Origin of the sequence: Nocardioides piscis, from assembly GCF_011300215.1 — a bacterium.
GTDB classification, from domain to species: Bacteria; Actinomycetota; Actinomycetes; order Propionibacteriales; family Nocardioidaceae; genus Nocardioides; species Nocardioides piscis.
Map to the genome: position 1 here is coordinate 758,945 of NZ_CP049866.1, position 23,794 is coordinate 782,738.

Sequence of the window (23,794 nt, forward strand, 5' to 3'; positions counted from 1 at the left end):
ACGTGCCCAACGAGACCGCCGCCCCCGAGACCCCGCTGCTCGCTACTCGGTGGCCCAGCGGGCCAACGTGCCGCCGTTCCACGTCATGGACCTGCTGGCGGCTTCGGCGGAGCGTCAGCGCACGCACGGCGACCTGGTCAACCTCGTCGCGGGCCAGCCCAGCACCGGCGCCCCCGCCCCGGTTCGGGAGGAGGCGATCCGTCTGCTGCAGGGCACCGATCCGTTGGGCTACACGGTCGCGGCGGGCGTCCCGGAGCTGCGCACTGCGATCGCCACCCACCACCGGCGCCAGCACGGCATCGAGGTCACGGCCGACGACGTCATCGTGACCACCGGATCGAGCGGCGGCTTCCTGCTCGCCTTCCTCGCAGCCTTCGAGCCCGGCGACCGCGTCGCCATGGCCCGACCGGGATATCCCTGCTACCGCAACGTGCTCACCGCACTCGGCTGTGAGGTCGTGGAGATCCCCTGCGGCCCCGAGAACCGCTTCCAGCCGACCATCGACCAGCTCGAGGAGCTCGGCGACGTCAAGGGCCTGGTCATCGCCAGCCCTGCCAACCCGACCGGCACCATGCTCCTGCCCGCCGAGCTTGCAGCAATCGCCGACTGGTGCGAGGTCCGCGGCGTCCAGCTCGTCTCCGACGAGATCTATCACGGCATCGAGTACGCCTCCCCCACCCTGGCCCGCAGCGCCTGGGAGACGTCGCGAGAGGCCATCGTCTTCAGCTCGTTCTCGAAGTACTTCTCCATGACCGGGTGGCGGATCGGCTGGATGCTGGTCCCCGAGCGGTTGCGGCGAGCGGTCGACGTGCTCACGGGCAACTTCACGATCTGTCCACCCGTCATCGCCCAGTGGGCCTGCGTCGCGGCGTTCACCGATGCGTCGTACGCCGAGCTCGACTCACACGTCGCGCGCTACGCCACCAACCGTCAGCTGCTCCTCGACGGGCTGGCAGCCATCGGCATCGACCGCCTCGCGCCGGCCGACGGCGCGTTCTACGCCTATGCCGACGTCGGGCACCTCACCCAGGACTCGATGGCGTTCACCCGACGGCTGCTCGCGGAGACCGGCGTGGCCCTGGCCCCCGGCATCGACTTCGACACCGAGGCCGGCCAGCACCACGTGCGGCTGAGCTTCGCCGGGCCGCAGGCCGACATCGAGCTCGGGCTGCAGCGCCTGGGCGACTGGTTGGCGTGACCAGGCCTCAGCCGGGCGGGGGCGTGTGGTCCGGCAGCCCGGCGACCAGGTCGCGCCGGACGAAGCCGTTGCGGATGCGCTGGGGGTGGTAGCCCACCGGGACGGTCTTGTCGAGCTTGCGGGTGCGGTAGGAGATCCGTGAGACCGTGTCCGACCCGCTCCAGGAGATGTAGCAGTAGCGACCGTCATAGCTGGGCGTCACCCAGTAGGGCTTCTTCCCGCCCTTGATCAGCCGACCTCGCTTGAAGTTGTCGCGCCGCACGACCGTGGCGTAGTCCGACATGGTCCCGGCGACGCAGAGCTTCGTGCCGTCCGGGTTGATCGCGATCCCGTGGTGGGCGGAGTCGAGGAGATAGGCCTCCCGCGGCGTGTCCGGGACGAGGTTGGGCAGCTCCCTGACCCGGGTGATGCGGCCGCTGCGGCGCTCCATCTCCACGAAGCCGTGGAAGAAGGAGAGCTGGAAGTAGAGCGACTTGCTGTCCGGGGACATCGTCAGCGGTCGCACGGCGGTGGACACCTTGGTCATCCCACGCTCGTCGAGGGCCTTGCGGACGTCGATGCGTCGAAGCACCTCGAAGGTGCGCGCGTCCACGATCTGCAGCACCCGGTCGTCCTTGGTCTCGTCCAGGGCGGGGTCGTCGAGCGGGCTGTAGACCATGCCGATCGAGGCGTGCAGGATCTTCTTGCCGTTGTCGAAGAAGATGCTCTCGTGCGGTGATCCACCCGAGGGGAAGGTCCCGACCTCCTTGCCGGTCGCCACGTCGAGGACGTGGACGAGGTTGGCGGTGGAGGCACTGACGACGACCCGCTTGCCGTCGGGCGACATGGCCATGTGGTCAGAGCGCACACCGGCGACAGGGAAGCGCCAGACGATCTCGTGCGTCTTGAGGCTGATCCCCACCACGTCGGCGAACGACGGCCTGCTCACGATGAGGAGCGATCCGTCGTTGGAGGTGTAGAGGTCGTCGACGAACTGGTCGTGGCCCTCGCCGACGAGCTCGCGGATGGCGAGGAAGTAGGCAGCGCGATAGGGGTTGAGCATGATCTCTGCCATCCGGGCGTCCTTGTCCGGGATGATGTTGATCCGCCCCAGCGAGGCGAGCCTGCGCGGGCCGAGGACGCTGGCTGTGCCGTCCCAGTTGTTGCCGACGAACACGGCCTTGCGCACGTCGCCCACGGGCTGCTGCTTGTCGCCGCCGGCGCTCGCCGGTGCCGTCCCCAGCAGGGCCGTCACCAGCACGGACGCCAGCGCCGTGGCGCTCACACGCAGTAGAGCTGTCATGTCGATCTTCCCTCCATCGCCGTTCCAACGACATCACGTCCCCGAGGGTTACGCGATCGTTTGGTTTAGGCGGCCGCGATGGTGGGTAGGGCGCTGCTGATCTGTGAACCCAGTGACCGAACCGAAGGAGCGACGATGTACGGCGACTCCGCCGCATCACGCAAGCGCGCCGCCCAGCTGCGCGAGCAGGGCGGCGACATCCGGGCCGCAGCCGACCGACTGGTCGCCCAGGCCGAGAGCGTCCCGTGGCACGGCCGGGCAGCTGATGCCATGCGGACGCGGATCAAGGAGCGCGCCAACCACCTGAGGGCGGCTGCCGCGCACCACGAGAACGCGGCCGACTCGCTCGCTCGACACGTCAACGAGGTCGACGCGCGCAAGGAGGCCATCGACGGCATCCAGCGCCGGACGACCGCGCTCGTCGCCGAGCGTGCCGAGCTCGCGACCTTCGATCTTCCTCCGTCCGGTCACAAGGACTGGCTGACCATCGAGACACCGGGGCCCTGACATGGTGACCATCGACCTGACCACTCCACCACCACCGCCCACGAGCTTCCTCGAGGGGCTGCCTCGACGGCTCACCCTCACCCTCCCGGAGCTGCGCCAGGTCGCGCAGCTCGCCGGCGACGCGCCGCTCCCCTTCGACCTGGTCGACCCCGCCGAACCGACCAGCAGCGGGCTCCAGGGACGACTGGGACACACCGGAGCCAGCACGGATGACCAGGCCTATGCCGCGGCCCTGTCGTCGCTCCACGACCCGATGGAGACCCTTCGCCGCCGTGGCCTGATCGGCGAGGACGGGGTCGATGCCCGCCTGGCCGGCGCGATCGGCCTGTTGGCGACGCCCGAGCTGGCCCTGGACATCGACGTGTCGGTCAGGGGCACCCACGTCAAGGCATGGCACCGCGAGGCCGCCAACGCCGTGGCCACCCTGGCCACCTGCGACGGCGTGGTCTTCGAGCTGGCCTGGTTCGCTGTCGACCAGTGGCCCGCCGAGCTCGCCCGCGTGGCGGCGATCCCCGAAGACGTCCGTCTCAGCACATCGGCGCTGCCCGACGAGATCGACCTCCCCTTCCATCTCGTGGACTCCGTCGGCGAGGCCCTGCGCTCAGGGCGCTCGGACCTGGTCCCGGTCCTGCTGGAGCGACACGGCGCTGGGCTGACGGGCGTCGGGGGCAACTCCCTGACCAGCGCGGAGGCTGCGACCGCCATCGCCGGCATCCACACCGAGGGGCAGGGTCGCCTCCGGGTCCTGGCGGCCCGCGTCGCCGACGAGGCGACCCGGGCCGTCGGCCTGGTCTCCTGGGTGCTGCTGGCTGACGGCTGGCACAGCCTGGTCCCACACCAGCTCGAGGACGAGTCGAGACTCGTCATCCGCCGTACGAACCCCGACGCGCTGGCCACCGAGCTGGCGCCCGTCCTGGCCCAGGTGAACGCATGATCAACGAGCGACCCGCGACCGACGCGGCCATGGACGCCGACAAGTATCACCAGATGCTGGCCCTCGCCGATTCGTTCGACGCGTGCGCCGCCGACCTGCGAGAGCGCGCGCGGCTCGGCACCGACATCCTGGCCGACGACGACCTCGTCGAGTCCGCGGAGCTGTCACCGACGACCTTCGCCCAGGCAGAGGAGGACATCCGCGCCGCGACGACCGGCAAGCAGGGCCTGCTCACCCGATCCATCGAGCTCGACGCCGATGCTCTCGTCGTCCGCGCCACGGTGTTGACCTATCGCTGGATCGACGAGCTGCAGCAGGCGGCGTTCAAGACCCTCGGCTCCATCGCCGGGCGCGCCATCGGCTATCTCGCGCCGGAGGTCGCCCTCGGTGGCGCCATCGTCTCGGCCGGCCTGATCGAGACCGACTCCCTCGACCGCGACGGTGTCGCCGCCTATCTCAACGAGCTCGCCGAGAGCAACCCCGAGCTGATGGACCACATGGCTGACGGCGGTGGACTCCTCGACGGCATGCAGATGCGCTCGCTCCTGACGGCCGGCGTCATGGCCACGGGCCGGGGCGGAGCAGCAGCCCGCGGCGGACTGCGAGCCATCGGCGTCGCGGGTTTCCCCGTCGACGCGACGGCGGCGCTGCGCGACGCTGCGGCAGGGTTCGACGAGGCGCCCGACGACGAGCCACCCATCACCCCGACGGCCGGCTCGGCCACGGTGCCGAGCTCCATCGAGGAGCTGATGACCACCCTGGTCACCGCCGACCGGCGGATCAGCGTCCAGCGCATCGGCGCCGGCCGGTTCATCGCCTATCTCCCGGGCAACAAGACCCACGAGGGTGGCCGGCTCCGGCTCGTCGGGGCGACCAACAGCTCCTACGTCCAGCAGGTCGTGCGCGCGATCGAGAACGCCGTCGCGGGCGAGCCGGACGCACGGGTGATGCTCGTCGGGTCGTCGTACGGCGGCCACGCCGCAGCGGAGATCGCCGCCGTCACCATGTCGGACGCCTTCGTCGTGGACCAGGTGATCACGGCCGGAGCACCGTCGGCGCAGGTGCCGCCCATTCCCGAGCAGACCCGGGTTCTCTCCCTCGAGGACCGCGCCGACCCCGTCGCGCTGCTGGGATCACTGATCAACACCGACGTGGCCAACCGCGTCACGGTCGTCTATGACGGGTCCGGGAGCGACACCGAGCCCTACGTCACCGGCGGTCGCGCGGCCGACGAGGCGCCCCACCCAGGCCTGCGGGCCGAGATCAGGCGCATGCAGCAGCTCGGCTACCTCGCGGGCTGACGCCCGGTTCCTCCCATGGATATCTGCGAGACGAACTCCTCGAGCTGGGTGAGGTTGCGACACTCCACCATGGGCACGATCTCGCCATAGCTGGGAGCCGCACTGTCGCCCGTCCCCCAGTGGCGCGGGTGCTCGGGGTTGAGCCACCACGCGTGCTTGACCGAGCCCGCGAGCTCACGCAGCACCGGTAGCGACAGGTCGCTGTAGTTGGACCGCGCATCACCCAGGATCAGCAGCGACGTCTTCGGGCCCAGAGCATCCGGATGCTCCTCGGCGAACCGGGTGAACGCCCGCCCATAGTTGGTCCGCCCCCACAGCGCGGCGTGGGCGGTGCTGGCGGCGAGGTTCTCCATCACCTCCACGACGTCACCGCCGGGCGTGAAGTGATGGGTCACCTCGTGCACCTGGTCGACAAAGGTGAACGCGCGCACCTTGTGGAACTGCTCGCGGAGTGCGAAGACGAGCAGCAGGGTGAACTGGGCGAAGTTGGCCACCGAGCCGCTGACGTCGCACAGCACGACGAGCTCGGTGCGGTGCGGACGCTTGGGGCGGTGGTGGGTCTCGAGCGGCACACCACCGGTGGAGAGCGACGCGCGGACGGTGCGCCGGAAGTCGAGCGCCCCGCGGCGGCGCGCATGCTGCTGCTTGGTCAGCCGGGTCGCGAGCCGGCGGGCGAGCGGATAGATCTCGCGTCGCATCTCGGCGATGTCTGCTCGCCGGGCGGCGGTGAAGTCCAGCCGGTCGATGGTCGGACGGACGACGATGTCGGCGACGTGCTCGGCCCCCTTCTCCTCCGCGATCCGGCGTCGCGCCTCGGCCTCCACCAGCCGTGAGAACTGGTCGACCCTGCGCGTCGCGACGCGCTCGGCGTCCTCCTCGACCAGGCCGTCGGCCATCAGTCCCGCGACGAGCTGAGACATCAGCTGGTGGGGCGCGACCCGCTGCAGTGCGGTGTATGCCGACCAGCTCGACAGCCCCGGTCCACGACCCGGCATGGCTCCGAACCGGGCGATCGCCTCGACGGCAAGGTCGAGCAGCTCTGCCTGTTCGCCGCCCTCGGCCCCGGACATCGCCTCGGCCAGCTCGTCGGTGAACGCGGCGAGGGCCGCCCCGTTGTCCCGGACACCGGGTTCCTCGGCGTCGCCCTGCAGGGCGCGGTCCAGCGACTCCTCGCTGCGTCGGCGATCGCCGTCCCCGACGAGGCGTGGGTAGTAGAGATCGAAGATCGCGTCGAAGGTGACGCGCTGTGACTGCTTCTTGACCAGCGTGGCGGCGTACGCCGTGCGCACGACCTCCCGTTCGTCCCAGCCGATGTGGTGCAGCGCCTCGATCGCGTCCAGCCCCTCGGCCAGCGACACCGACAGCCCCGCCGAGCGCAACGCCTCGAGGAAGCCGATGTGGCGGTCGAGGAGGCTCACCGACTCGCCAGTCTCAGCTCTTTGACCGCGCGGGCGTGGTCGGAGGCGTGCTTGAGGACCACACCCAACGTCTGGCGCACAGCGGCCTCGTCGAGGTCGTCGATCTCCAGGGCGATCAGGGTGCGCGCCCAGTCGACCGACTCCGCGATCGACGGAGCCTTCTTCAGCTCCAGCTCCCGCAGGCGTGCCACCACGTCGACGAGCTGGCCGGCGACCGCGTCGTCGAGGCCCGGGACCTGCGAGGTGACGATCTCGCGCTCGCGGGCGGCGTCGGGATAGTCGAGGTGGAGATAGAGACAGCGACGCTTCACCGCCTCGGAGAGCTCGCGCGTGGCGTTGGAGGTGAGGACGACGAACGGTCGCCGGGTGGCGGCCACGGTGCCGAGCTCGGGGATCGTGACCTGGAAGTCCGAGAGGACCTCGAGCAGCAGGCCCTCCACCTCCACGTCGGTCTTGTCAACCTCGTCGATCAGGAGCACGGTCGGCTCGTCGCGGCGGATCGCCGTCAGGAGCGGCCGCGACAGCAGGAACTCGTCGGTGAAGATGTCGTCGTGGGTCTCGCTCCACCCCTCGTCGCCGCTGCTGGCCTGGATGCGGAGCAGCTGCTTCTTGTAGTTCCACTCATACAGCGCCCGAGCCTCGTCGAGACCTTCGTAGCACTGCAAGCGGATCAGGTCGGCTCCCGTGGCTCGAGCGACCGCCTTGGCCAGCTCGGTCTTGCCGACCCCCGCTGGCCCCTCGATCAGCAGCGGCTTCTCCAGCGCCCCAGCCAGGAAGGTCGTGGTCGCGGTGGCTGCATCGGCGAGATAACCCGCCCCATGGAGGCGGGAGCTCGCGTCGTCGGGGCTGCTGAACCAAGTCACCGTGGGAGCCTAGTCCTTCGCTCACCTTGGCAGAGGGGGCGGGATTCGAACCCGCGGTAGGTCTCCCTACGACCGCTTTCAAGGCGGTTCCGATCGGCCGCTCCGGCACCCCTCCTTGCGCCGCCCGAGGACGGCACGGGACACAGTCTAGGAGGTGGCGATCACTCCGAGCCGCCCAGTTCCAGAGCCACGTCGTCATAGGCCAGGTCACGCAGGCGTTGCAGGTGGTGGTCGATGTCGGAGAGGAGCCGCAGACCGTGCTCGCGCACCTGCTCCAGGTCGGGGTTCTCGAGGACCTCGGGGCCGAGTGCACCCATGCGCGCGAGGAGAGCCTGTCGTTCGCGCAGCGCGGAGCCGCGACGGGCACTCAACCAGGCCTCGTCCGGGTGCTCCGACTCGCGGATCAACAGGTCGCGGACCCGGGTCATGCGTTGTCGGACGTTCCACCGCCAGCTGCCGGTGGAGACCACGCCGTCGCGGGGGGCCTCCAACGCTCGGTGCAGCTCTGCGAGGGCATCAGCTGCACTGGTCATGACGGCCTCCCGCGAAGCGCGGTCTCGGGCTGGATGGTTGGGGGTGATCCGAGTGTGACGCGCGACGGCCCGGGCGACAAGGGGTGGATTGGCGCAACCGGCGGCCGCTGTGTTCAATCACCCCGTGCCGTCCGAATATCGAGTAGCCCCCCAGATCGCTGCCCGACTGGTGGGACTCCTCACCATCGCCGTCGCCCTGCTGGTCCTGGTCACCACCGGCGTCGTCGCGGTCTTCGACCTGCACACCTCGCTGCTGCTCGTCCCGGCCCTGGTCGGCCTGGCCGCGCTGGTGGCCGCTGCCGTCGTGCTCAGTCGTCGCGGCTGGGTGGTGCGCCTGACCGACGAGGGCTATCGCGTGCAGTGGGTCAGAGGAGTCGGCGTCCCGGCCGCCCGCTGGACAGAGGTCGAGGACGCGGTGACGACCACGTCGGCCGGCTCGCCCGTGGTGGTGCTGCGCCTGCGCAACGGCGACACCACGACGATCCCGGTCGACTTCATCGCCGGCGACCGCGAGGAGTTCGTCCGCGACCTGCAGCGTCACCTGCAGCAGGGGCAGGGCCTCCGCCCGTTCTGACGCACGCCCGCCGCTCCCCGACAGGTGCGATTCGGCAAAGGCTCGACCGGCCTAGTAACCTGACCCCGCTCGTCCCCCGGGACGAGCGTGGAGGCGTCGCCTAGTCCGGTCTATGGCGCCCGCCTGCTAAGCGGGTTTGGGGCTACAACCCCATCGAGGGTTCAAATCCCTCCGCCTCCGCCAACTGATGTCCTGGCAGACATCGGAAGCTCCCGGACCCACGACCGTGGGCCCGGGAGCTGTCATCTCCCTCGGCCGTCGCTCACCAGGCGTCCTGCCGGATGGCGGCGAGCCATCCCAGCGCGGCCGACCCGACGCCGAGCAGCGAGAGAGCCGCGGCCGCGGCCCACCAGGTCGTCCGCACGCGCGGCGTGGAGATGTCGCTGCGCGACGGGTTGTCAGGGTCATACCGAACCGGCAGGGTCTGACCCTTCTCGTGGCTGCGCGACCATGTCTCGGCCGTCGCCGTGCGAGGGGTCCCGGTGGTGTCGACGAACTCGTAGGCGACCCGGTAGGTGACGGAGACCGAACCGTCGCGATCCTCGATCTTGTGCTCGCGCACGGCCGTGACGGCGCCGTCTGCCTGCTGCCACCCCCGGCGTCCGCGCTGGTGGGTCGCGAGAGTGCTCGCGATCGCGAGTGACACCAGCCCCAGCCCGATCCACACGAACCACGGCACGTCGAGGCTGTCGTCCCACAGCGACCCGGTCCGGGCGCCGTCGATGATGAAGCCCACACCGGCGCTCGCCACGAGCGCGAGAGCGACCAGGCGCACCGCTCGCCATACGGGCCGGTCGATCTCGTGACGAAGAGGTTGCTCGGGGTCGTACCGGACGACGAACACATCTGCGACCTCGGCCCCGAAGGCCCACTTGGTCACGGCGGTCCGCTGGCGCCCATCGACGAGGTAGGTCATCTTGGCCGCCTTGTCCTTGGTGATGCGAAAGACCTTGGCCTCGACCCGGGTCCAGGTCCGCCACCGCCACAGGATGCGCCCCGCGAGCCAGAGGCTCGGGAGGAGGAGGCACAGCCCCACGACGATCCACAGCAAGGTCATGTCGCCCCCAGACAGGTCAGCTCCACCTCTGGCGAGGAGCACGGCGGCGAGCCTACTGTGGAGCCCGGTCGGAGATCAGCGCCGTCTTTGCAGGTTGCTGCACTGCAGGTTCTTGCACCTCCGCAGTGATGACGCGCGCGCGGGTGCAGGAGACACTGTGTGCACCCGACCCTGATCGGGCCCCTGACCCGAAGGTGGAGAACCATGACCGGACGTCGTATTGCTGCTGCCCTGCTGACCGCCACCATGTCCCTCGGCTCGATCGGCCTCATCGCCGGACCGGCCGAGGCCAAGGACACCACCTGGCCGACCTTCGTGGACACGACCAAGGTCAAGCCGGCGCCCTCGACCCGCTGATGTCCTAGAAGCCGGCATCCGGTGCCGGGCCCACACCCTCGCCAGGGGGGTGGTCCCGGCCGGTGATGGCCCGTCGCCCCATCTCGTAGCCGAGCTGGAACCGCGTCTCCACCTCGAACTCCTGCTTGAGCTCAGAGACGTAGGCCGCATACGTACGGGGGCTGACGCCGAGCCTCGCCGCGCCGCTCGGGTCGGCATGACCGCCGATCAGCATGCGGATCGTCATCGCCCGCTGCTCGGCGGCGATGTCGCGCACGACCGAGGTGTCCTTGTTGGTGAAGGGCCGTCCCCGTTCCCACGACCGTTCGAAGATGTCGCTGAGATAGGCGATCAACGACGGCTCGCGCACGACGACCGCCGTCCGTGGTTCGTGCCCGGGGATGATGGCGATCCGCCGATCGACCACGATCAGCCGGTTGAAGAACTCATCGAGCGTACGGACCTGCGCGCCCTCGGCCGTGACGGCTGCGACGTACTTGCTCGTGGCTGCCGAGCGGCGGGCCGCGTGCTGGTAGAGGGTGCGCATGGTGACACCCCGCCGCAGCGCCGCGACCTCGCGCTCGATGGCCTCGGGCAGCTGCTTGGTGGCCCGGTTGGTCTGCGGCTGTGCGGTCAGCAGCTCTTCGCTCGCATCCGCGACGACCGAGCTGATGAAGCCTGTCAGGGCATGGCCCCGGAGCTCGGAGAAGGGGCCCCGCAGCGCGTCGGGTGAGCGGCGCCAGGACTGCGAGAGACGCTGGAAGGTCTCCGCCCAGCTTGCCGACTCGGCGAGCAGCTCGGCTCCGCGCTGGCCGAGCGGGGACACCACCCGCGACTGCACGATCGATGGATCGACCGGCAGCCAGCGCTTCTCGGCACGGTCGAAGGTGACCAGGCCGATCTCCGTGAGCAGGGCGAACGCGTCTGCGACGACACCGGCGTCAGTGATCCGCGCATCGTCGGCCGCGAGCCCGCCCTGGGCCACGAGCTCGTCGTACAGATCGCTGGCCGCGGCCTCGAAGACCTTGCGTTCCTCCGGGCCGTACGTCATTGCTGCACCTCCCGCTGCTCCCGCCAGATCCTCGCACACGGACGCCGTCGGCCCACCGGGACCGCGTCCTGGTGGGCCGACGAGAGACTGGCGGGGCTCAGGCGCCCAGGCGCTCCTTGAGACCGTCGAGCTCGGTCCAGAACACGGCGGGCAGGTCGTCGCCGAACTTCTCGAACCACTCGGTGATCTGCGGGATCTCGGCCTTCCACTCCTCGACGTCGACCGCCAGCGCGGCCTCGATGGCCGCAGGCGTCATGTCGAGCCCGTCGACGTCGAGCGCACCCGGGGCCGGCACGTGACCGATCGGGGTCTCGACGGCGGCAGCCTGGCCCTCGAGGCGCTCGATGACCCACTTGAGGACGCGCGAGTTCTCGCCGAAGCCGGGCCACAGGAAGCCCCCGTCCTCGTCGCGGCGGAACCAGTTGACGTAGAAGATGCGGGGCATCTTGGACTCGTCGTTGTCCTTGCCCATGTTGATCCAGTGGGTGAAGTAGTCACCGGCGTTGTAGCCGATGAACGGCAGCATCGCCATCGGGTCGCGGCGCACGATGCCCACCGCGCCGACCGCGGCAGCGGTCGTCTCCGAGGAGAGGGTGGCGCCCATGAAGGTGCCGTGCGTCCAGTCGCGGGCCTCGGTGACCAGCGGGATGGTCGTCTTGCGGCGACCGCCGAACAGGATCGCGTCGATCGGCACGCCGCGCGGGTCGTCGTATTCGGCGGCCAGCATGTCGCACTGCTTGATCGGGGTGCAGTAACGGCTGTTGGGGTGGCTGGACAGCTCCTCGCTGTCCGGCGTCCACGGCTGGCCCTTCCAGGAGGTGGCCCTGGCTGGGGTGTTCTCGAGGCCTTCCCACCACACGTCACCGTCCTCGGTGAGCGCGACGTTGGTGAAGACCGAGTTGCCCTTGTTGATCGTCGCCATCGCGTTGGGGTTGGTGTGCTCGTTGGTGCCGGGGGCGACACCGAAGAACCCGAACTCAGGGTTGACCGCCCACAGCCGGCCGTCCTCACCGATGCGCATCCACGCGATGTCGTCACCGATCGCCTCGACCTTCCAGCCGGGGATGGTGGGCTTGAGCATGGCCAGATTGGTCTTGCCGCAGGCGCTGGGGAAGGCCGCGGCGATGTACTTGGTCACGCCGTGCGGCGAGGTGAGCTTGAGGATGAGCATGTGCTCGGCCATCCAGCCCTCGTCACGTGCCATCACGCTGGCGATGCGGAGCGCGTAGCACTTCTTGCCCAGCAGGGCGTTGCCGCCGTACCCGGAGCCGAAGGACCAGATCATCCGCTCCTCGGGGAACTGGACGATGTACTTGGTGTCGTTGCACGGCCAGGCCACGTCGGCCTCGCCGTCGGCGAGCGGCTTGCCCACCGAGTGCAGCGCGGGGACCCACTGGACGTCTTCGGTCCCATTGGCGGCGAGCTCCTCGATCCGGCGAAGGACCTCGGTGCCCATGCGGGCCATGACGCGCATCGAGACGGTGACGTATGCCGAGTCGGTGAGCTCGATGCCGAACATCGGCTTCTCCGCGTCGAGGTGACCCATGACGAACGGGATGACGTACATCGTGCGGCCCTTCATGCACCCGGCGTAGAGGCCGCGCATGAGGGTCTTCATCTCCTCGGGGTCCATCCAGTTGTTGGTGGGCCCGCAGTCCTTCTCGTCCACGCTGCAGATGTAGGTGCGGTCCTCGACGCGCGCCACGTCGGTGGGGTCGGAGGCCGCATAGAACGAGTTGGGCTTGATCTCGGGGTTGAGGCGCGTGAACGTGCCGGTGCCCTCGAGGGCCGAGGTGAGCTGCTCCCACTCCTCGTCAGAGCCGGTGCACCAGTGGATGGAGTCGGGCTGGGTGAGCTCTGCGATCTCGTTGACCCAGGCCAGGATCCCCTGGTGTGTCGTCGCGGCCGAAGTTTCAGTGGTAGCGGTCATGCCTGCGTTTCCCTCTCGCGCATTCGCGGTGGTCACTTCGAAGACTTGCGAAGGAGCCACCGGCCGTCGAGCGCATCGACGGTGAGTCGTGGAGTTGAGTGGACCCCGTCCGGCATCGTTGCGGCGACGGTTGGCGCCGAGGCTAGCCTCCGGCCCGGACCCCTCATATTGGATCGATCCAGTTTGGGCTCAGGCTTGCGGTGGAGCGGGTCAGGGCTCGAGGGCACCGGGCGCGTCGGCCGGTCTGGGCAGGAGGAACTCCTGGCGGAACTCCTCGAGCGGGATCGGCCTGCCGATGAGATAGCCCTGGGCGTAGTCGACGCCCTCCTCACGGATCACCTCGAGGATCTCGGGCGCCGAGACGAACTCCGCCACCGTCTCCTTGCCGAGGTCGCGCGCGATCCCGACGATCGAGCGCAGGATCGTGCGATCCACCTGGGAGGTGTGGACGTTGGCGACGAACTCGCCGTCGATCTTCACGTAGTCGAAGATCAGGTGCTTGAGGTAGTAGAACGACCCGAACCCGGCACCGAAGTCGTCCAGGGCGAAGCGGCACCCCAGCTCCGCTAGTCGCATCGCGAACTCTCGCGCCAGGGCGACGTCAGCGACCGCGGCGGTCTCGGTGATCTCCAGGATCAGCGCGCGCGCCTCGACGTCGTGGCGAGCGAGCGAATCGCGGATCGTCTGCTCGACCATGGCGTCGCCGATGGAGTGACCCGACAGGTTGACCTCGAGGCAGAAGCCCGGGACGTCCCGGCGGATCTCGGCCAGCATCGCGATGCTCCGCTCGACCACCCAGGCGTCCACCTGCGGCATCAGGCCAGCTCGCTCGGCGATGTAGACGAAACGCCCGGGCGGGACCAGCTCGCCGTCCTCGCTCCTCAGCCTCAGCAGGGCCTCGGCCGAGTCCACCAGCCCTGTCTCCACATGCATGATGGGTTGGAGCATCAGCTCGAAGCGGTCGTCGGCGAGGGCTGCCTCGATCCGGTCCTGCCACTGCAACCGGGCCGACAACCGCGGCTGCCGGGCCTCGCCCTCGGGCAGCAGGGCCACCTGGTTGCGCCCGGCCTCCTTCGCGTCATACATCGTCATGTCGGCCAGCGCGAGGATGTCGACCGAGTGGTCACTCGCCGCCTTGAACGTGACCGCACCGACACTGGCCGTGACCCGACGACTCACACCGTCCAACGTCGCGGCATGCTCCCGGATCCGATCCACGATGTTCTGGGCCACCACCGCAGCAGCCGGCTGGTCACCGTCGGTGACGATCACCCCGAACTCGTCACCGCCCAACCTGGCCACCACATCGGTGCTGCGAACCGCACGACGCAACACACTGCCGATGTTCACCAACAGCTCATCGCCCGCGTTGTGGCCCAGCGAGTCGTTGACCTGCTTGAAGTTGTCCAGGTCCAGCAGCAGCACCGCCCCCGTCGGCCCATAACGCCGACACCGCTCCAGGTGACGCTGCAGCTCCAGGTCGAACAACCGCCGGTTGGCCAGACCCGTCAGCACGTCGTGGTCGACCAGGTGGGCCAACCGGTCGTGATAGCGGCGCTGCTCGGAGACGTCGACGACGTTGACCAGGAGGATGTCGGGCTCCTCCACGTCCCCGTGCCGCAGCACTCGGCTGCTGAGCGAGACGTGCACGTCCTGCCCGAGGTCGTTGCGCAGGACGCACTCGGAGACACCGGAGTCGGCTTCGGACTCGAGCGCCCGGGTCACGTGGGCCTCGACCGAGTCGTCACCGGGAGCACTGAAGGCGGCCAGCGACTGACCGATCATGTCCCTGCCGCGGATGCCGACGATGGCGCCCAGGGCACCGTTTGCGAGCACGATGGTGCCGTGGAGGTCAAGGACTGCCACCCCGTGCGGCGCGTCCAGGAAGAGGCGGGCGCTGCGCTCGTTGGCTGCCCTTGCTGTGCGGGTCTCGCGCTCGAGGCGGACCATGATCCGCTGCACCACCCGCCCGATGACGAACGCGCTGACGGCGAACACCAGGAGCAGCCGCAGGTCGTCCACGGGGTAGCGGGGGCCGCCGATCAGCCACACCGGGGCAAGGATGGCAGCGGCGATGAGCAGGCTCGCGGCATACATCTCACGCTTCGACCCGGTGATGGCCAGCCACACGACGGGCGCGACGAACAGGGGCTCGTAGCCTGACCCATGGCCACCGCCCGCCTCGCGCAGGAGAGCGAGGTAGGGGATGACCAGGAACACCGCCGCCGGTGCGACCCAGGTGCGTTCCTCGCTCAGGCTGCTGTAGATGAAGGCGAACAGGATCGTCGCGTAGATGACCGACAGCACCACGATGAGCGCGCCGGACGTGTCGTGAGGCGGGATCAGGACCGCGACGAGAGCGACGCCGAGGGCGATGCCGAACGGTCGCATGAGGCGCAGCGACGGGCGGGTCCGATCGAACTCGGCGCGGACTGCCAGCACTCTCTCGAGCGCTCTCTCGAGAGCTGACATGTGAGCGTCAGCCCTCGAGGATCCGAGGCGCGTCGGTGAGCAGGAACTCCTGACGGAAGTCGGCCAACGGGATCGGCTTGCCGATGAGGTAGCCCTGGGCGTAGTCGACGCCCTCCTCACGGATCACCTCGAGGATCTCGGGCGCCGAGACGAACTCCGCCACCGTCTGCTTGCCGAGGTCGCGCGCGATCCCGACGATCGAGCGCAGGATCGTGCGATCCACCTGGGAGGTGTGGACGTTCGCGACGAACTCACCGTCGATCTTCACGTAGTCGAAGATGAGGTGCTTGAGGTAGTAGAACGACCCGAACCCGGCACCGAAGTCATCCAGGGCGAAGCGGCACCCCACCTCCGCCAGTCGCATCGCGAAGTCCCGCGCCAGGGCGACGTCAGCCACGGCGGCGGTCTCGGTGATCTCCAGGATCAGCGCGTGCGGGTCCACCTGGTGCTGGGACAGGGCCTGGTGGATGGCCCGCTCCACTGCCTCGTCGCCGATGGAGTGGCCGGACAGGTTGACCTCGAGGCAGAAGTCGGGAACCTCGTGGCGGACCTCGGCGAGTATGGCGATGCTCCGCTCGATCACCCAGGCATCCACCTGCGGCATCAAGCCAGCTCGTTCGGCGATGTAGAGGAACCGAGCCGGCGGGACCAGCTCGCCGTTCTCTCCGCGCAACCTCAACAGGGCTTCGGCCATCCCGACGCGACCCGACCGCATGTCCATCACCGGCTGGAGGAGGAGCTCGAAGCGGTCGTCCTCGAGGGCTGCCTCGATCCGGTCCTGCCACTGCAACCGGGCCGACATCTTGGGCGGCCGCGCCTCGCCCTCGGGCAGCAGGGCCACCTGGTTGCGCCCGGCCTCCTTCGCGTCATACATCGTCATGTCGGCCAGCGCGAGGATGTCGACCGAGTGGTCACTCGCCGCCTTGAACGTGACCGCACCGACACTGGCCGTGACCCGACGACTCACACCGTCCAACGTCGCGGCATGCTCCCGGATCCGATCCACGATGTTCTGGGCCACCACCGCAGCAGCCGGCTGGTCACCGTCGGTGACGATCACCCCGAACTCGTCACCGCCCAACCTGGCCACCACATCGGTGCTGCGAACCGCACGACGCAACACACTGCCGATGTTCACCAACAGCTCATCGCCCGCGTTGTGGCCCAGCGAGTCATTGACCTGCTTGAAGTTGTCCAGGTCCAGCAGCAGCACCGCCCCCGTCGGCTCATAACGCCGACACCGCTCCAGGTGACGCTGCAACTCCAGGTCGAACAGCCGCCGGTTGGCCAGACCCGTCAGCACGTCGTGGTCGACCAGGTGGGCCAACCGGTCCTGGTAGCGCCGCTGCTCGGAGATGTCGAGGACGTTGACCATCACGATGTTGCCGAGCGACTCGTCCGGCAGGATCCGGCTGCTCAGGGCGACGTCGACGTCGTTGCCGGTCGCGTCGCGCAGTGTGCACTCGGAGATCGCTATCGCATCGGGTTCGTGGACGAGCCGCTCGAGGTGGTCGGCGATCTCGTCGTTCTCCGGGGGCTGATAGGCAGTGAACGGGTGCCGGACCATGTCGTCCGGGGTCACCCCGACCAGGGCGGCCAGCGCGGTGTTGGCCCGAAGGATCCGACCCTTGGAGTTGAGCAGCGCGACGCCGTGGGGCGCGTCGTCGAAGAGACGCTCGACGCGGGTGTTGGCGGTGTGCACCAGCCGGCGCTCCTCGTCGAGGCGTTCCACCATCCTCTGGACGACGGGGGCGACGACAAGGGAGATGCCGGTCCACAGCAACAGGGTCCGCCAGTCCCACTCATAGAGCGGCGCGCCGAACACCAGGACGGGGAAGGTCAGCGTCGCCAGGACAGCCGCGGTGCACGCCCACAGCTGAAGGCGCGTCCCGGTCAGGGCGAACCCCAGGATCTGCAACAGCAGCAGAGCCGTCATCGGTGAGTCGCCGCCCCCGTGCCGTGGCGCACGACCGCGACGTAGAGGAAGGGCACGAAGGCGGTGACGAGCTCGAGCCAGCCGCCCTCGGCGAATCGCTGGCTCAGGACATACATGAGCCCTGCGCCGATCGCGATCAGGGTCGCCAGAACAGGCACGATCCAGCCCTGCGGATAGGGCGGCACCCAGACGGACACGAGGCCGATCGCGGTCATGATCGCCCACGGCAGGGCGATCGCGGCAGCGCGCCGCTCGACCGAGGTGAAGCCGGGTATCCGCGGGCGTGGCATCAGCTGCTCTCAGGCCTCGTCGTCGAGAGCAGACGCCACCCGCCTGTGGGCCTCCCAGATCGCCTCCGGCATCCGCTCGAACTGCCCCAGGTGCTCCTCGCGGAAGCCCATCTCCTGCTGCCAGCGCGGCTTGTCGATCGACAGGATCCGCTCCAGGTCCGCTGCCGGGATGTCCATCCCCTCGAGGTTGAGCTCCTCCTCGGTCGGGATGATGCCCACCGCGGTCGAACGGCCCTTCACCTCGCCGTTCTTGAGCTGCAGCAGCCACAGGAGCGGACGCAGGTTGTCGCGATATCCGGGCCACAGGAAGTGGCCGTCCTCGGCGTCGCGCTGGAACCAGTTGACGTGCGCGAAGATCGGCTGCTCGCTCGCAGCACCCACGACGTCGAGGTAGTGCTGGGCATAGTCGCCCTCGCCGTACGCCATGAAGGGGCGGTTGGACATCGGGTCGTAGCGCAGCACGCCCTCCTTGCCCTCGGCCGCGGAGGTGGCCTCGGCACCCAGGGTCAGCCCGTCGTAGACGCCTTCGGCGAGGTCGGTGATGGCGCGGATCAGCGGCTCGCGGTCGCGGGTGCGACCACCGAAGATGATCGCGTCGATCGGCACGCCGGCCGGAGCGTCGTAGTCGTCGGCGATGTTGGGGACGTTGTCGAGCGTCGTGGTGAAGCGGCTGTTGGGGTGGGCCCACGGTGCGGTGTCGTTGTCCTTGCGGTCAGCGATCGGCGCGCCGGTCCAGTCGAGCCAGCCGTGCCGGTCCGCCGGCGGTTCCTTGGTGCGCCCCTCCCACCAGACCTCACCGGTCGACGGGTTGAACGCGATGTTGGTGAAGATGCAGTCGGTGCCCTCGGCGACCGAGGCGAGCGCGTTGGGGTTGGTGTTCTCGTTGGTGTCCTTGGCGACGCCGAAGACCCCGTACTCGGGGTTCATGCCGTAGAGACGGCCGGACTCCTCGTCCACCCACAGCCACGCGATGTCGTCGCCGTAGAAGGACACGTGGTAGCGATCGCCCAGTGCGTCGGGGGCCGCCATCATCGCGAGGTTGGTCTTGCCCGAGGCGCTCGGGAAGCCGCCGCAGATGTGGTAGTCCTTGCCGGTCTCCTTGTCGTGGATCCCGATCAGCATGTATTGCTCCGCGAGGAACTTCTTGCTCGCCCAGCCGTCGTAGGCGCCCTGGCGCAGGCCGTGGGCGATCTTGCCGAGCAGGGCGTTGCCGCCGTAGGACGACCCGAAGTGCAGGATCGTGCGCTCGTCGGCGACGGTCACGAAGTAGCGCTGGTCGGCGTCGGTGCCCTGGCCGAGGTGCTCCAGGTCGCCGGTGACGTGGACGGCGCGCACGAACGAGGCCGGGTCGTCGAGCTCGTTGACGAACTGCACGCCGACACGAGCCATCCGGATCATGTGCAGCACCACGGTGCGCGCGTCGGTCAGCTCGACGCCGGTCGCCCACGGAGCGAGCGTGTTGCCCGCCGGCGCCATCAGGTAGGGGACGACATACATCGTCTTGCCCTCGCTGGCACCACGCATCCGGTCGTGGAGCATCGGCTTCATCTCCGAGGCCGGGCGCCAGTTGTTGTAGACCCCGCGGTCGGACTCGTTGTTGGTCGCGACGATCGTCCGCTCCTCCGAGCGGGCGGTGTCCTTGTGATAGCTGCGGGAGTAGTAGCGCCCCTCGCCGGCCCGCTCGAGCTCACCCGCCTCGACTGCCTCCTCCAGCAACCGCGCGTCGTCGGAGGCATTGACCACCTCGACCCGCGCCGCCCCGGTCAGCTCGGCGTATTCCTTGACGAACGCCCGAACCTCCGGGTTCGTGAGTCCTGCCGCATCCAGCGCCGCCTCGACATCGTTCATTCGCAAACTGCCTCTCGTGAGGTGTCGAGGCGATCGTGTGCCATCGACCGGTGAGTGGTCGTCACCATAGCCGCGCGCGGGGCCGGATTCGGCCTGGGTCCCACAGTCGGCTATTCTCGTCCGGTCGCGCTGCGTGCAGCCGACGAGCGCCTGTAGCTCAACGGATAGAGCATCTGACTACGGATCAGAAGGTTTGGGGTTCGAATCCCTACAGGCGCACAAGACACGGAACCGCAGGTCAGCACCGCTGACCTGCGGTTTCGTGCATTTGGGAGCCCTTCGGGCGGGTCGACCCGATGACGAACCCCCAGAGCTACGAGGGGCTGGACACGGAGTGGACACACGCGTCTGGCCGGTCCCTACCACCGGTACCCGCATTGCGCGGTCAGATCGTGACCGTTCCACAGCGGCACAAAGGTGCCGATAGCGACGTTATGAACCGCCACCCCACGAACCCCGAGTCTGTCCTCGGCGAGCCCATGATCGACGTCAGTGACCTAGCCCTGTGGTTGAAGGTGTCGACGTCGTCGGTCAAGAAGTGGGCGCAGGCAGGCCCGGCCTCTGGCCGCTTGCCGCGCTTCTACCGAGTCAACGGCCAGATCCGCTTCCGTCCCATGGACGTGCGCGCGTGGCTGGAAGGCAAGGCCGTCGAATGAGCACTTGGGGCGTGTACAGCGTGCAGGGCCGACTCCCCGACGGGACGCACACCACAGCCGGCGACCGCGCCGCTCAGGCTTGGTTCGTCCGGTGGCGAGTCGACGGTGCGGAACACCGTCGAACGTTCCGGCAGAAGGGTTACGCCAAGACCTTCCACGACGAACTGATGAAGGCACGATTGTTCGCGTGGCCGGCAGACGATCGCGGCTGGCCGGTGGATCCGTCCACTCCCCTGACCGCACCCGAGCCGCTGGCAGACTTCGGCAACGGGCCTGCCACCGCCGCGGTCGCCCGCACCCACACCTTCGAGTCGTACGTCTGGGATGTGTGGTGGCCGACCCTCAAGGACACCTTCGAGGACAAGAACCGACTGGGCCATCGACGCAATGCCGAGGTGGCCGTCGCCCTGCTCCGCTACGGCGCACGGCGAGGGGACCTGCGGATTGACTCAACCCGCGTGGCCGGTCAGTCCATCGCCCTCGCAGACCTGGTCTCCGACGACCTCAGGTGGGCCGTCGTGCAGCGGCGCTCCATCAACGGGCGCACGGCAGCCGCGAACGCCCGACTCCTCAGCGCAGCGCCCGCTGACGATGCCGAGGTGGTGGATATCGCCCTGATCCCCGAGGTGGCATCCGTCGGAACTGTCCGTGCCTTTGCCGTCACCGTCGGCATGATCATCAAGGCCGCCACCGCCAGCGAATACGTGCACAGCGATCCGATGCGTGGCGTGATGGCGCTCGCCCCCAAGCCCAAACCCTCCAAGGTAGGCGCCCGTCTCGTACCGACCATCGACGAGTTGTTCGACCTGGCAGACGCGTTCGCGGAACTGGGAGCACTCATGCCCGACGGCAGACGGACCGGCGAGCGATTCCGCAGCCTCGTCCTGGCTGGCGGGACGCTCGGAGCGCGACCCGGCGAACTCGTTGCCCACCGCCCCGAGTGGGTGTGGTGTGCCGGCCCACCCCTGGTGCGTTTCGCCAAGACCGAGGCAGCCGTCTACAACGCGAAGGAAGGATCCCCAGGGCGGCGCGAGAAGGGACTCAAACACCGAGACGAGGACGAGCACCGAGATGTCCCGGCGCTCCCGGAGGTGCTCGAGGCGCTACACCTGCACCTGGAACGTGGCTACGGCAGCGTGGAAAGGACCTGGTTGAGCCGTACGGGACGCGGGCACCTCGACTGGCACAACATTCGCGACACCCATTGGCGTCCGGCACTGGAGCGCGTCTTCGCTGGCACCGCCAAGGATGCGCTCGTCAGCGCGACGCCAAAGATCTTGCGCAAGACCGCCATCACCTGGTGGCTCGAGAGCGGTGTCGCTCCGACCGTGGCTGCGGACTGGGCCGGTCACACCGAGGAGGTCATGAGGTTGTACTACGCCAGTCGAGCGTCAGCGACATGGGCTGTGGAGGCGGACCTGCTCCGTTTGGCGCGAGAAGCGACATCCGCCGGCCGGCCCCCGCTTGCCGGGGAGGTCCCCCGGATCACTGAAGGGCGGCAAGCCTCATGACGACCCCCGATCCTCGCGACGAGGCCGCTGCAGCGGTATCCAGCCGCCAACTCGAGCACGCCCCCGACCGCACCCCCGACGGTCCCGAGAGAGTCCGCCGTGCCGTCATCTACGCGCGCGGCCCGTCTCTCCATGCCGTGAAATCGCAGATCGACGAGTGCCGGCGAGAAGCACAACGGCGGGCAATCACCGTCGTTGCGGAGGCGAGCGACGTCGGGGCGTTGGGCGACCTAAGCAGCTCGCGCCCGGGCTGGGATCGGGTGGCCTCCCTGATCCGCGCCGACGCCGTCGACTTGGTGATGAGCACCGACATCACGCGGATCACCCGCCGGTGGGTTGACATGGCCGTCCTGTTGTCCCTGCACCGCAGCCACGGCATCGACTTCCTCAGCGTCAGCGTCAAGCCAAAGGAGCGACCGGTCGATACCTGCGAGGGCCCCGTCAATCGGCCACACCAGAGCCCATGAACCGAGCCCATCCACACGACGCCCTCAGCCACCAACACATCCGTTCACACCACAGGAGACACCTCATGACCAACACCACCATTTCCTCGCTCACACCCCCCGAGTCCGCGACCCTCACCGCGCCCGCCGGCGCCGTCGCCGACGCTGCCGGGACCCGCGTTCTCCACGTGCCCGGTTTCCTCGATCGGTTCCTCGCCCTGGCCAGCGCACCACCCACCGGCTCATCCCATTGAAGATGGCCCCTCGGGAGACCCACCCAGCCGCAAACGGCCTGCTCGCCAACGGACCCGGCCATGCCCCGCGACCCAAGGGTCAGCCTTCGACTTCATGCCCAGCCAACCTCACGAAGGACCACGTCATGAACCAACCCCAGCCCCTGATCCACGAACACATCGACGCAGCAACACCCCACGGCGAGTTGCCTGAATACCGTCTCGGCCGTCAGTACGCCTACTGCGCCGTCGAGGCCCTCCGCGGACAGCGTCACACTCCGCGCGACGCCATCGACGTCGGTGACCAGTACCTGAACGCTCTGTCCGATATCACCGATCCTGAACTCCTCCGCGACTTCATCGCCGGAGTCGCGCGAGGCATCGAGGCGGCCGCCCTCCAAGCCAATGGAGCGACCCACCCGAACCCGCCCGAAAACGTCCCCGCCTAGCCGGTCGGAACCCCGCCCGAATTACGCGTGATCTTCCGCGCCGTTGAACGAGCAGCGCGGACCAATTACCTGGCGGGGGTGGTTCAATCTGCGACGCCAGTCCGACGACTGAGAACCTCGGGCGTGTGCGTGACGATGCTCAAGGGAAACGCTGACGCACCAGACGAGGACCAGTGATAGACACGGTGAGGCAGCAGCGCGTTCCTTACCGCCCCTACCTCACACCACCGACCTGTCCGGGTGGGCAGGCACAATCACGTCATGACCAGCGTTCCCGCCCACGATCAGACCTACTACGACCGCAACGGTCAGCCCATCGACGCTGACGGTCACGCACGGTTACAGGCACACGCCGACTACCCGCTGGTGGGTCGTGATCAAGCTGGCGAGCAGCAGGTTGTCACTGCATGGCGCGGCACTGACCAGCGAACCGGAGGCGTAGGTGGCGAGGAGCCGCTCATCTTCAGCACCATCACGCGCACCGACCACAGCGCGGCCCCAGTAGACGGTGAAGTCGTTTTGGCGGCTACCGAGCAGGACGCGCTCGCCAACCACTTCGCCATCCTGATCCGGCGACGTGCCGAGTTGGGCTGATCCGGGGACCTACCAGCCATGAGCTCCCACCCGCACCGCCGCCGGCGTGTCAGGCGGTGAGCAGTTCGTCAGCCACACGCCGCGTGAGGCTGAGATCAATCCGACCCCACCCAGCGCCTAGAACGTCTACGACTGCGACTGCGAGGACTGCCGGGACGAGGCCGCCGGGTCCATTGCTCGCTGGCGAGCGGACGGGACCGGAGAGCTCAACGTTCGGCAGGCGGTTCCAAGAGTCGTGGACCCCGCGGCCAGTTCCCGAACGTCCCCTCCGCTGTTGCCGTTGTTGCCGTTGTGATCGTTCCGCGTGTGCTGTCAAACGCTCGTCGGCCTCCACCCATCGACAGTCGCCAAGAATCCACCCGGATGGGTTCAAGC

Annotated in this window: 23 protein-coding genes and 3 tRNA genes; 14 read left to right on the forward strand and 12 right to left on the reverse strand. The window is 68.6% G+C overall.

Annotation, left to right across the window (positions count from 1 at the left end; all coding sequences use genetic code 11):
* Window positions 1-67: 67 nt before the first annotated feature.
* Window positions 68-1,198 (forward strand): pyridoxal phosphate-dependent aminotransferase, encoded by a 1,131-nt coding sequence (locus G7071_RS03845; RefSeq protein ID WP_246210355.1) that lies wholly within the window; start codon window positions 68-70, stop codon window positions 1,196-1,198.
* 7 nt (window positions 1,199-1,205) lie between these two features.
* Here G7071_RS03845 and G7071_RS03850 read toward each other — a convergent pair whose 3' ends face one another.
* Window positions 1,206-2,480, reverse strand: coding sequence for a YncE family protein (locus tag G7071_RS03850; protein WP_166315077.1), 1,275 nt, complete (start codon window positions 2,478-2,480; stop codon window positions 1,206-1,208).
* A 135-nt stretch (window positions 2,481-2,615) separates the two neighbouring features.
* On the opposite strand from G7071_RS03850, the gene G7071_RS03855 reads away from it, so the two are divergent.
* From G7071_RS03855 to G7071_RS03865, 3 genes are read left to right on the forward strand one after another with little or no spacing between them, the layout of a single operon-like run.
* Entirely contained in the window at window positions 2,616-2,987 is a 372-nt protein-coding gene (locus G7071_RS03855; RefSeq protein WP_166315080.1) for a hypothetical protein, read from the forward strand.
* A gap of 1 nt (window position 2,988) precedes the next feature.
* Window positions 2,989-3,921 (forward strand): hypothetical protein, encoded by a 933-nt coding sequence (locus G7071_RS03860; RefSeq protein ID WP_166315083.1) that lies wholly within the window; start codon window positions 2,989-2,991, stop codon window positions 3,919-3,921.
* Complete coding sequence (locus tag G7071_RS03865) at window positions 3,918-5,222, forward strand: hypothetical protein (protein ID WP_166315086.1); 1,305 nt, start codon at window positions 3,918-3,920, stop codon at window positions 5,220-5,222. Before G7071_RS03860 ends, G7071_RS03865 begins: the two co-directional genes overlap by 4 nt.
* Here the strand turns inward: G7071_RS03865 and G7071_RS03870 are convergent.
* From G7071_RS03870 to G7071_RS03885, 4 genes are all read right to left on the reverse strand, one after another.
* A complete protein-coding gene (locus tag G7071_RS03870) occupies window positions 5,207-6,640 on the reverse strand; it encodes a vWA domain-containing protein (protein ID WP_166315089.1) in 1,434 nt (477 codons plus the stop codon). The two genes, G7071_RS03865 and G7071_RS03870, sit on opposite strands and share 16 nt — an antisense overlap.
* Complete coding sequence (locus tag G7071_RS03875) at window positions 6,637-7,503, reverse strand: AAA family ATPase (protein WP_166315092.1); 867 nt, start codon at window positions 7,501-7,503, stop codon at window positions 6,637-6,639. Before G7071_RS03875 ends, G7071_RS03870 begins: the two co-directional genes overlap by 4 nt.
* Before the next feature lie 27 nt (window positions 7,504-7,530).
* Window positions 7,531-7,618: transfer RNA gene (locus tag G7071_RS03880), tRNA-Ser, on the reverse strand.
* 46 nt (window positions 7,619-7,664) lie between these two features.
* Window positions 7,665-8,036, reverse strand: coding sequence for a hypothetical protein (locus G7071_RS03885; protein WP_166315095.1), 372 nt, complete (start codon window positions 8,034-8,036; stop codon window positions 7,665-7,667).
* A gap of 124 nt (window positions 8,037-8,160) precedes the next feature.
* Between G7071_RS03885 and G7071_RS03890 the strand changes: the two genes are divergently transcribed.
* Window positions 8,161-8,610: a hypothetical protein gene (locus G7071_RS03890; RefSeq protein ID WP_166315098.1), complete on the forward strand. Its 450-nt coding sequence runs from the start codon at window positions 8,161-8,163 to the stop codon at window positions 8,608-8,610.
* 89 nt (window positions 8,611-8,699) lie between these two features.
* Window positions 8,700-8,793 (forward strand) — tRNA-Ser (locus tag G7071_RS03895).
* 79 nt (window positions 8,794-8,872) lie between these two features.
* Here G7071_RS03895 and G7071_RS03900 read toward each other — a convergent pair.
* Window positions 8,873-9,709 carry a DUF3592 domain-containing protein gene (locus G7071_RS03900; RefSeq protein WP_166315101.1) on the reverse strand — a complete coding sequence of 279 codons (837 nt, stop codon included), beginning with the start codon at window positions 9,707-9,709 and terminating at the stop codon, window positions 8,873-8,875.
* 162 nt (window positions 9,710-9,871) lie between these two features.
* Between G7071_RS03900 and G7071_RS03905 the strand changes: the two genes are divergently transcribed.
* Window positions 9,872-10,024 carry a hypothetical protein gene (locus tag G7071_RS03905; protein ID WP_166315104.1) on the forward strand — a complete coding sequence of 51 codons (153 nt, stop codon included), beginning with the start codon at window positions 9,872-9,874 and terminating at the stop codon, window positions 10,022-10,024.
* A gap of 4 nt (window positions 10,025-10,028) precedes the next feature.
* Here the strand turns inward: G7071_RS03905 and G7071_RS03910 are convergent, their stop codons facing one another.
* From G7071_RS03910 to G7071_RS03935, 6 genes are all read right to left on the reverse strand, one after another.
* Window positions 10,029-11,054: a TrmB family transcriptional regulator gene (locus G7071_RS03910; RefSeq protein WP_166315107.1), complete on the reverse strand. Its 1,026-nt coding sequence runs from the start codon at window positions 11,052-11,054 to the stop codon at window positions 10,029-10,031.
* A gap of 97 nt (window positions 11,055-11,151) precedes the next feature.
* Complete coding sequence (locus G7071_RS03915) at window positions 11,152-12,984, reverse strand: phosphoenolpyruvate carboxykinase (GTP) (RefSeq protein ID WP_166315110.1); 1,833 nt, start codon at window positions 12,982-12,984, stop codon at window positions 11,152-11,154.
* A 210-nt stretch (window positions 12,985-13,194) separates the two neighbouring features.
* On the reverse strand, window positions 13,195-15,456 hold the full coding sequence (locus G7071_RS03920; protein ID WP_166315113.1) for a putative bifunctional diguanylate cyclase/phosphodiesterase: 2,262 nt from the start codon (window positions 15,454-15,456) through the stop codon (window positions 13,195-13,197).
* Between the two features lie 7 nt (window positions 15,457-15,463).
* Window positions 15,464-17,392 (reverse strand): putative bifunctional diguanylate cyclase/phosphodiesterase, encoded by a 1,929-nt coding sequence (locus G7071_RS03925; RefSeq protein ID WP_166315116.1) that lies wholly within the window; start codon window positions 17,390-17,392, stop codon window positions 15,464-15,466.
* Window positions 17,389-17,682: a hypothetical protein gene (locus G7071_RS03930; RefSeq protein WP_166315119.1), complete on the reverse strand. Its 294-nt coding sequence runs from the start codon at window positions 17,680-17,682 to the stop codon at window positions 17,389-17,391. The genes G7071_RS03925 and G7071_RS03930 overlap by 4 nt, the downstream gene beginning before the upstream one ends.
* A gap of 9 nt (window positions 17,683-17,691) precedes the next feature.
* On the reverse strand, window positions 17,692-19,530 hold the full coding sequence (locus G7071_RS03935; protein WP_166315122.1) for a phosphoenolpyruvate carboxykinase (GTP): 1,839 nt from the start codon (window positions 19,528-19,530) through the stop codon (window positions 17,692-17,694).
* A gap of 146 nt (window positions 19,531-19,676) precedes the next feature.
* Here G7071_RS03935 and G7071_RS03940 point away from each other — a divergent pair.
* From G7071_RS03940 to G7071_RS03970, 7 genes are all read left to right on the forward strand, one after another.
* Window positions 19,677-19,749 (forward strand) — tRNA-Arg (locus G7071_RS03940).
* 260 nt (window positions 19,750-20,009) lie between these two features.
* Window positions 20,010-20,186, forward strand: a complete 177-nt coding sequence (locus G7071_RS03945) for a helix-turn-helix domain-containing protein (RefSeq protein ID WP_166315125.1) — start codon at window positions 20,010-20,012, stop codon at window positions 20,184-20,186.
* 167 nt (window positions 20,187-20,353) lie between these two features.
* The gene (locus G7071_RS03950) at window positions 20,354-21,697 is read left to right on the forward strand and encodes a site-specific integrase (RefSeq protein WP_166315128.1); all 1,344 of its coding nucleotides are present in this window, start codon (window positions 20,354-20,356) and stop codon (window positions 21,695-21,697) included.
* Window positions 21,694-22,164, forward strand: a complete 471-nt coding sequence (locus G7071_RS03955; protein WP_166315131.1) for a recombinase family protein — start codon at window positions 21,694-21,696, stop codon at window positions 22,162-22,164. Before G7071_RS03950 ends, G7071_RS03955 begins: the two co-directional genes overlap by 4 nt.
* Window positions 22,165-22,229: 65 nt before the next feature.
* On the forward strand, window positions 22,230-22,397 hold the full coding sequence (locus G7071_RS03960; RefSeq protein ID WP_166315134.1) for a hypothetical protein: 168 nt from the start codon (window positions 22,230-22,232) through the stop codon (window positions 22,395-22,397).
* Window positions 22,398-22,522: 125 nt separating this feature from the next.
* The gene (locus G7071_RS03965; protein ID WP_166315137.1) at window positions 22,523-22,825 is read left to right on the forward strand and encodes a hypothetical protein; all 303 of its coding nucleotides are present in this window, start codon (window positions 22,523-22,525) and stop codon (window positions 22,823-22,825) included.
* A gap of 261 nt (window positions 22,826-23,086) precedes the next feature.
* Window positions 23,087-23,419, forward strand: coding sequence for a hypothetical protein (locus G7071_RS03970; protein ID WP_166315140.1), 333 nt, complete (start codon window positions 23,087-23,089; stop codon window positions 23,417-23,419).
* The last annotated feature ends 375 nt before the right edge of the window (window positions 23,420-23,794 follow it).

Excerpts from the sequence above, each read along its gene's own strand:
- G7071_RS03850 (WP_166315077.1), bottom strand. The coding sequence starts at position 2,480 with ATGACAGCTCTACTGCGTGTGAGCGCCACGGCGCTGGCGTCCGTGCTG.
- G7071_RS03855 (WP_166315080.1), top strand. The coding sequence starts at position 2,616 with ATGTACGGCGACTCCGCCGCATCACGCAAGCGCGCCGCCCAGCTGCGC.
- G7071_RS03860 (WP_166315083.1), top strand. The coding sequence starts at position 2,989 with ATGGTGACCATCGACCTGACCACTCCACCACCACCGCCCACGAGCTTC.
- G7071_RS03865 (WP_166315086.1), top strand. The coding sequence starts at position 3,918 with ATGATCAACGAGCGACCCGCGACCGACGCGGCCATGGACGCCGACAAG.
- G7071_RS03885 (WP_166315095.1), bottom strand. The coding sequence starts at position 8,036 with ATGACCAGTGCAGCTGATGCCCTCGCAGAGCTGCACCGAGCGTTGGAG.
- G7071_RS03905 (WP_166315104.1), top strand. The coding sequence starts at position 9,872 with ATGACCGGACGTCGTATTGCTGCTGCCCTGCTGACCGCCACCATGTCC.
- G7071_RS03910 (WP_166315107.1), bottom strand. The coding sequence starts at position 11,054 with ATGACGTACGGCCCGGAGGAACGCAAGGTCTTCGAGGCCGCGGCCAGC.
- G7071_RS03915 (WP_166315110.1), bottom strand. The coding sequence starts at position 12,984 with ATGACCGCTACCACTGAAACTTCGGCCGCGACGACACACCAGGGGATC.
- G7071_RS03920 (WP_166315113.1), bottom strand. The coding sequence starts at position 15,456 with ATGTCAGCTCTCGAGAGAGCGCTCGAGAGAGTGCTGGCAGTCCGCGCC.
- G7071_RS03925 (WP_166315116.1), bottom strand. The coding sequence starts at position 17,392 with ATGACGGCTCTGCTGCTGTTGCAGATCCTGGGGTTCGCCCTGACCGGG.
- G7071_RS03930 (WP_166315119.1), bottom strand. The coding sequence starts at position 17,682 with ATGCCACGCCCGCGGATACCCGGCTTCACCTCGGTCGAGCGGCGCGCT.
- G7071_RS03935 (WP_166315122.1), bottom strand. The coding sequence starts at position 19,530 with ATGAACGATGTCGAGGCGGCGCTGGATGCGGCAGGACTCACGAACCCG.
- G7071_RS03945 (WP_166315125.1), top strand. The coding sequence starts at position 20,010 with ATGATCGACGTCAGTGACCTAGCCCTGTGGTTGAAGGTGTCGACGTCG.
- G7071_RS03950 (WP_166315128.1), top strand. The coding sequence starts at position 20,354 with ATGAAGGCACGATTGTTCGCGTGGCCGGCAGACGATCGCGGCTGGCCG.
- G7071_RS03955 (WP_166315131.1), top strand. The coding sequence starts at position 21,694 with ATGACGACCCCCGATCCTCGCGACGAGGCCGCTGCAGCGGTATCCAGC.
- G7071_RS03960 (WP_166315134.1), top strand. The coding sequence starts at position 22,230 with ATGACCAACACCACCATTTCCTCGCTCACACCCCCCGAGTCCGCGACC.
- G7071_RS03965 (WP_166315137.1), top strand. The coding sequence starts at position 22,523 with ATGAACCAACCCCAGCCCCTGATCCACGAACACATCGACGCAGCAACA.
- G7071_RS03970 (WP_166315140.1), top strand. The coding sequence starts at position 23,087 with ATGACCAGCGTTCCCGCCCACGATCAGACCTACTACGACCGCAACGGT.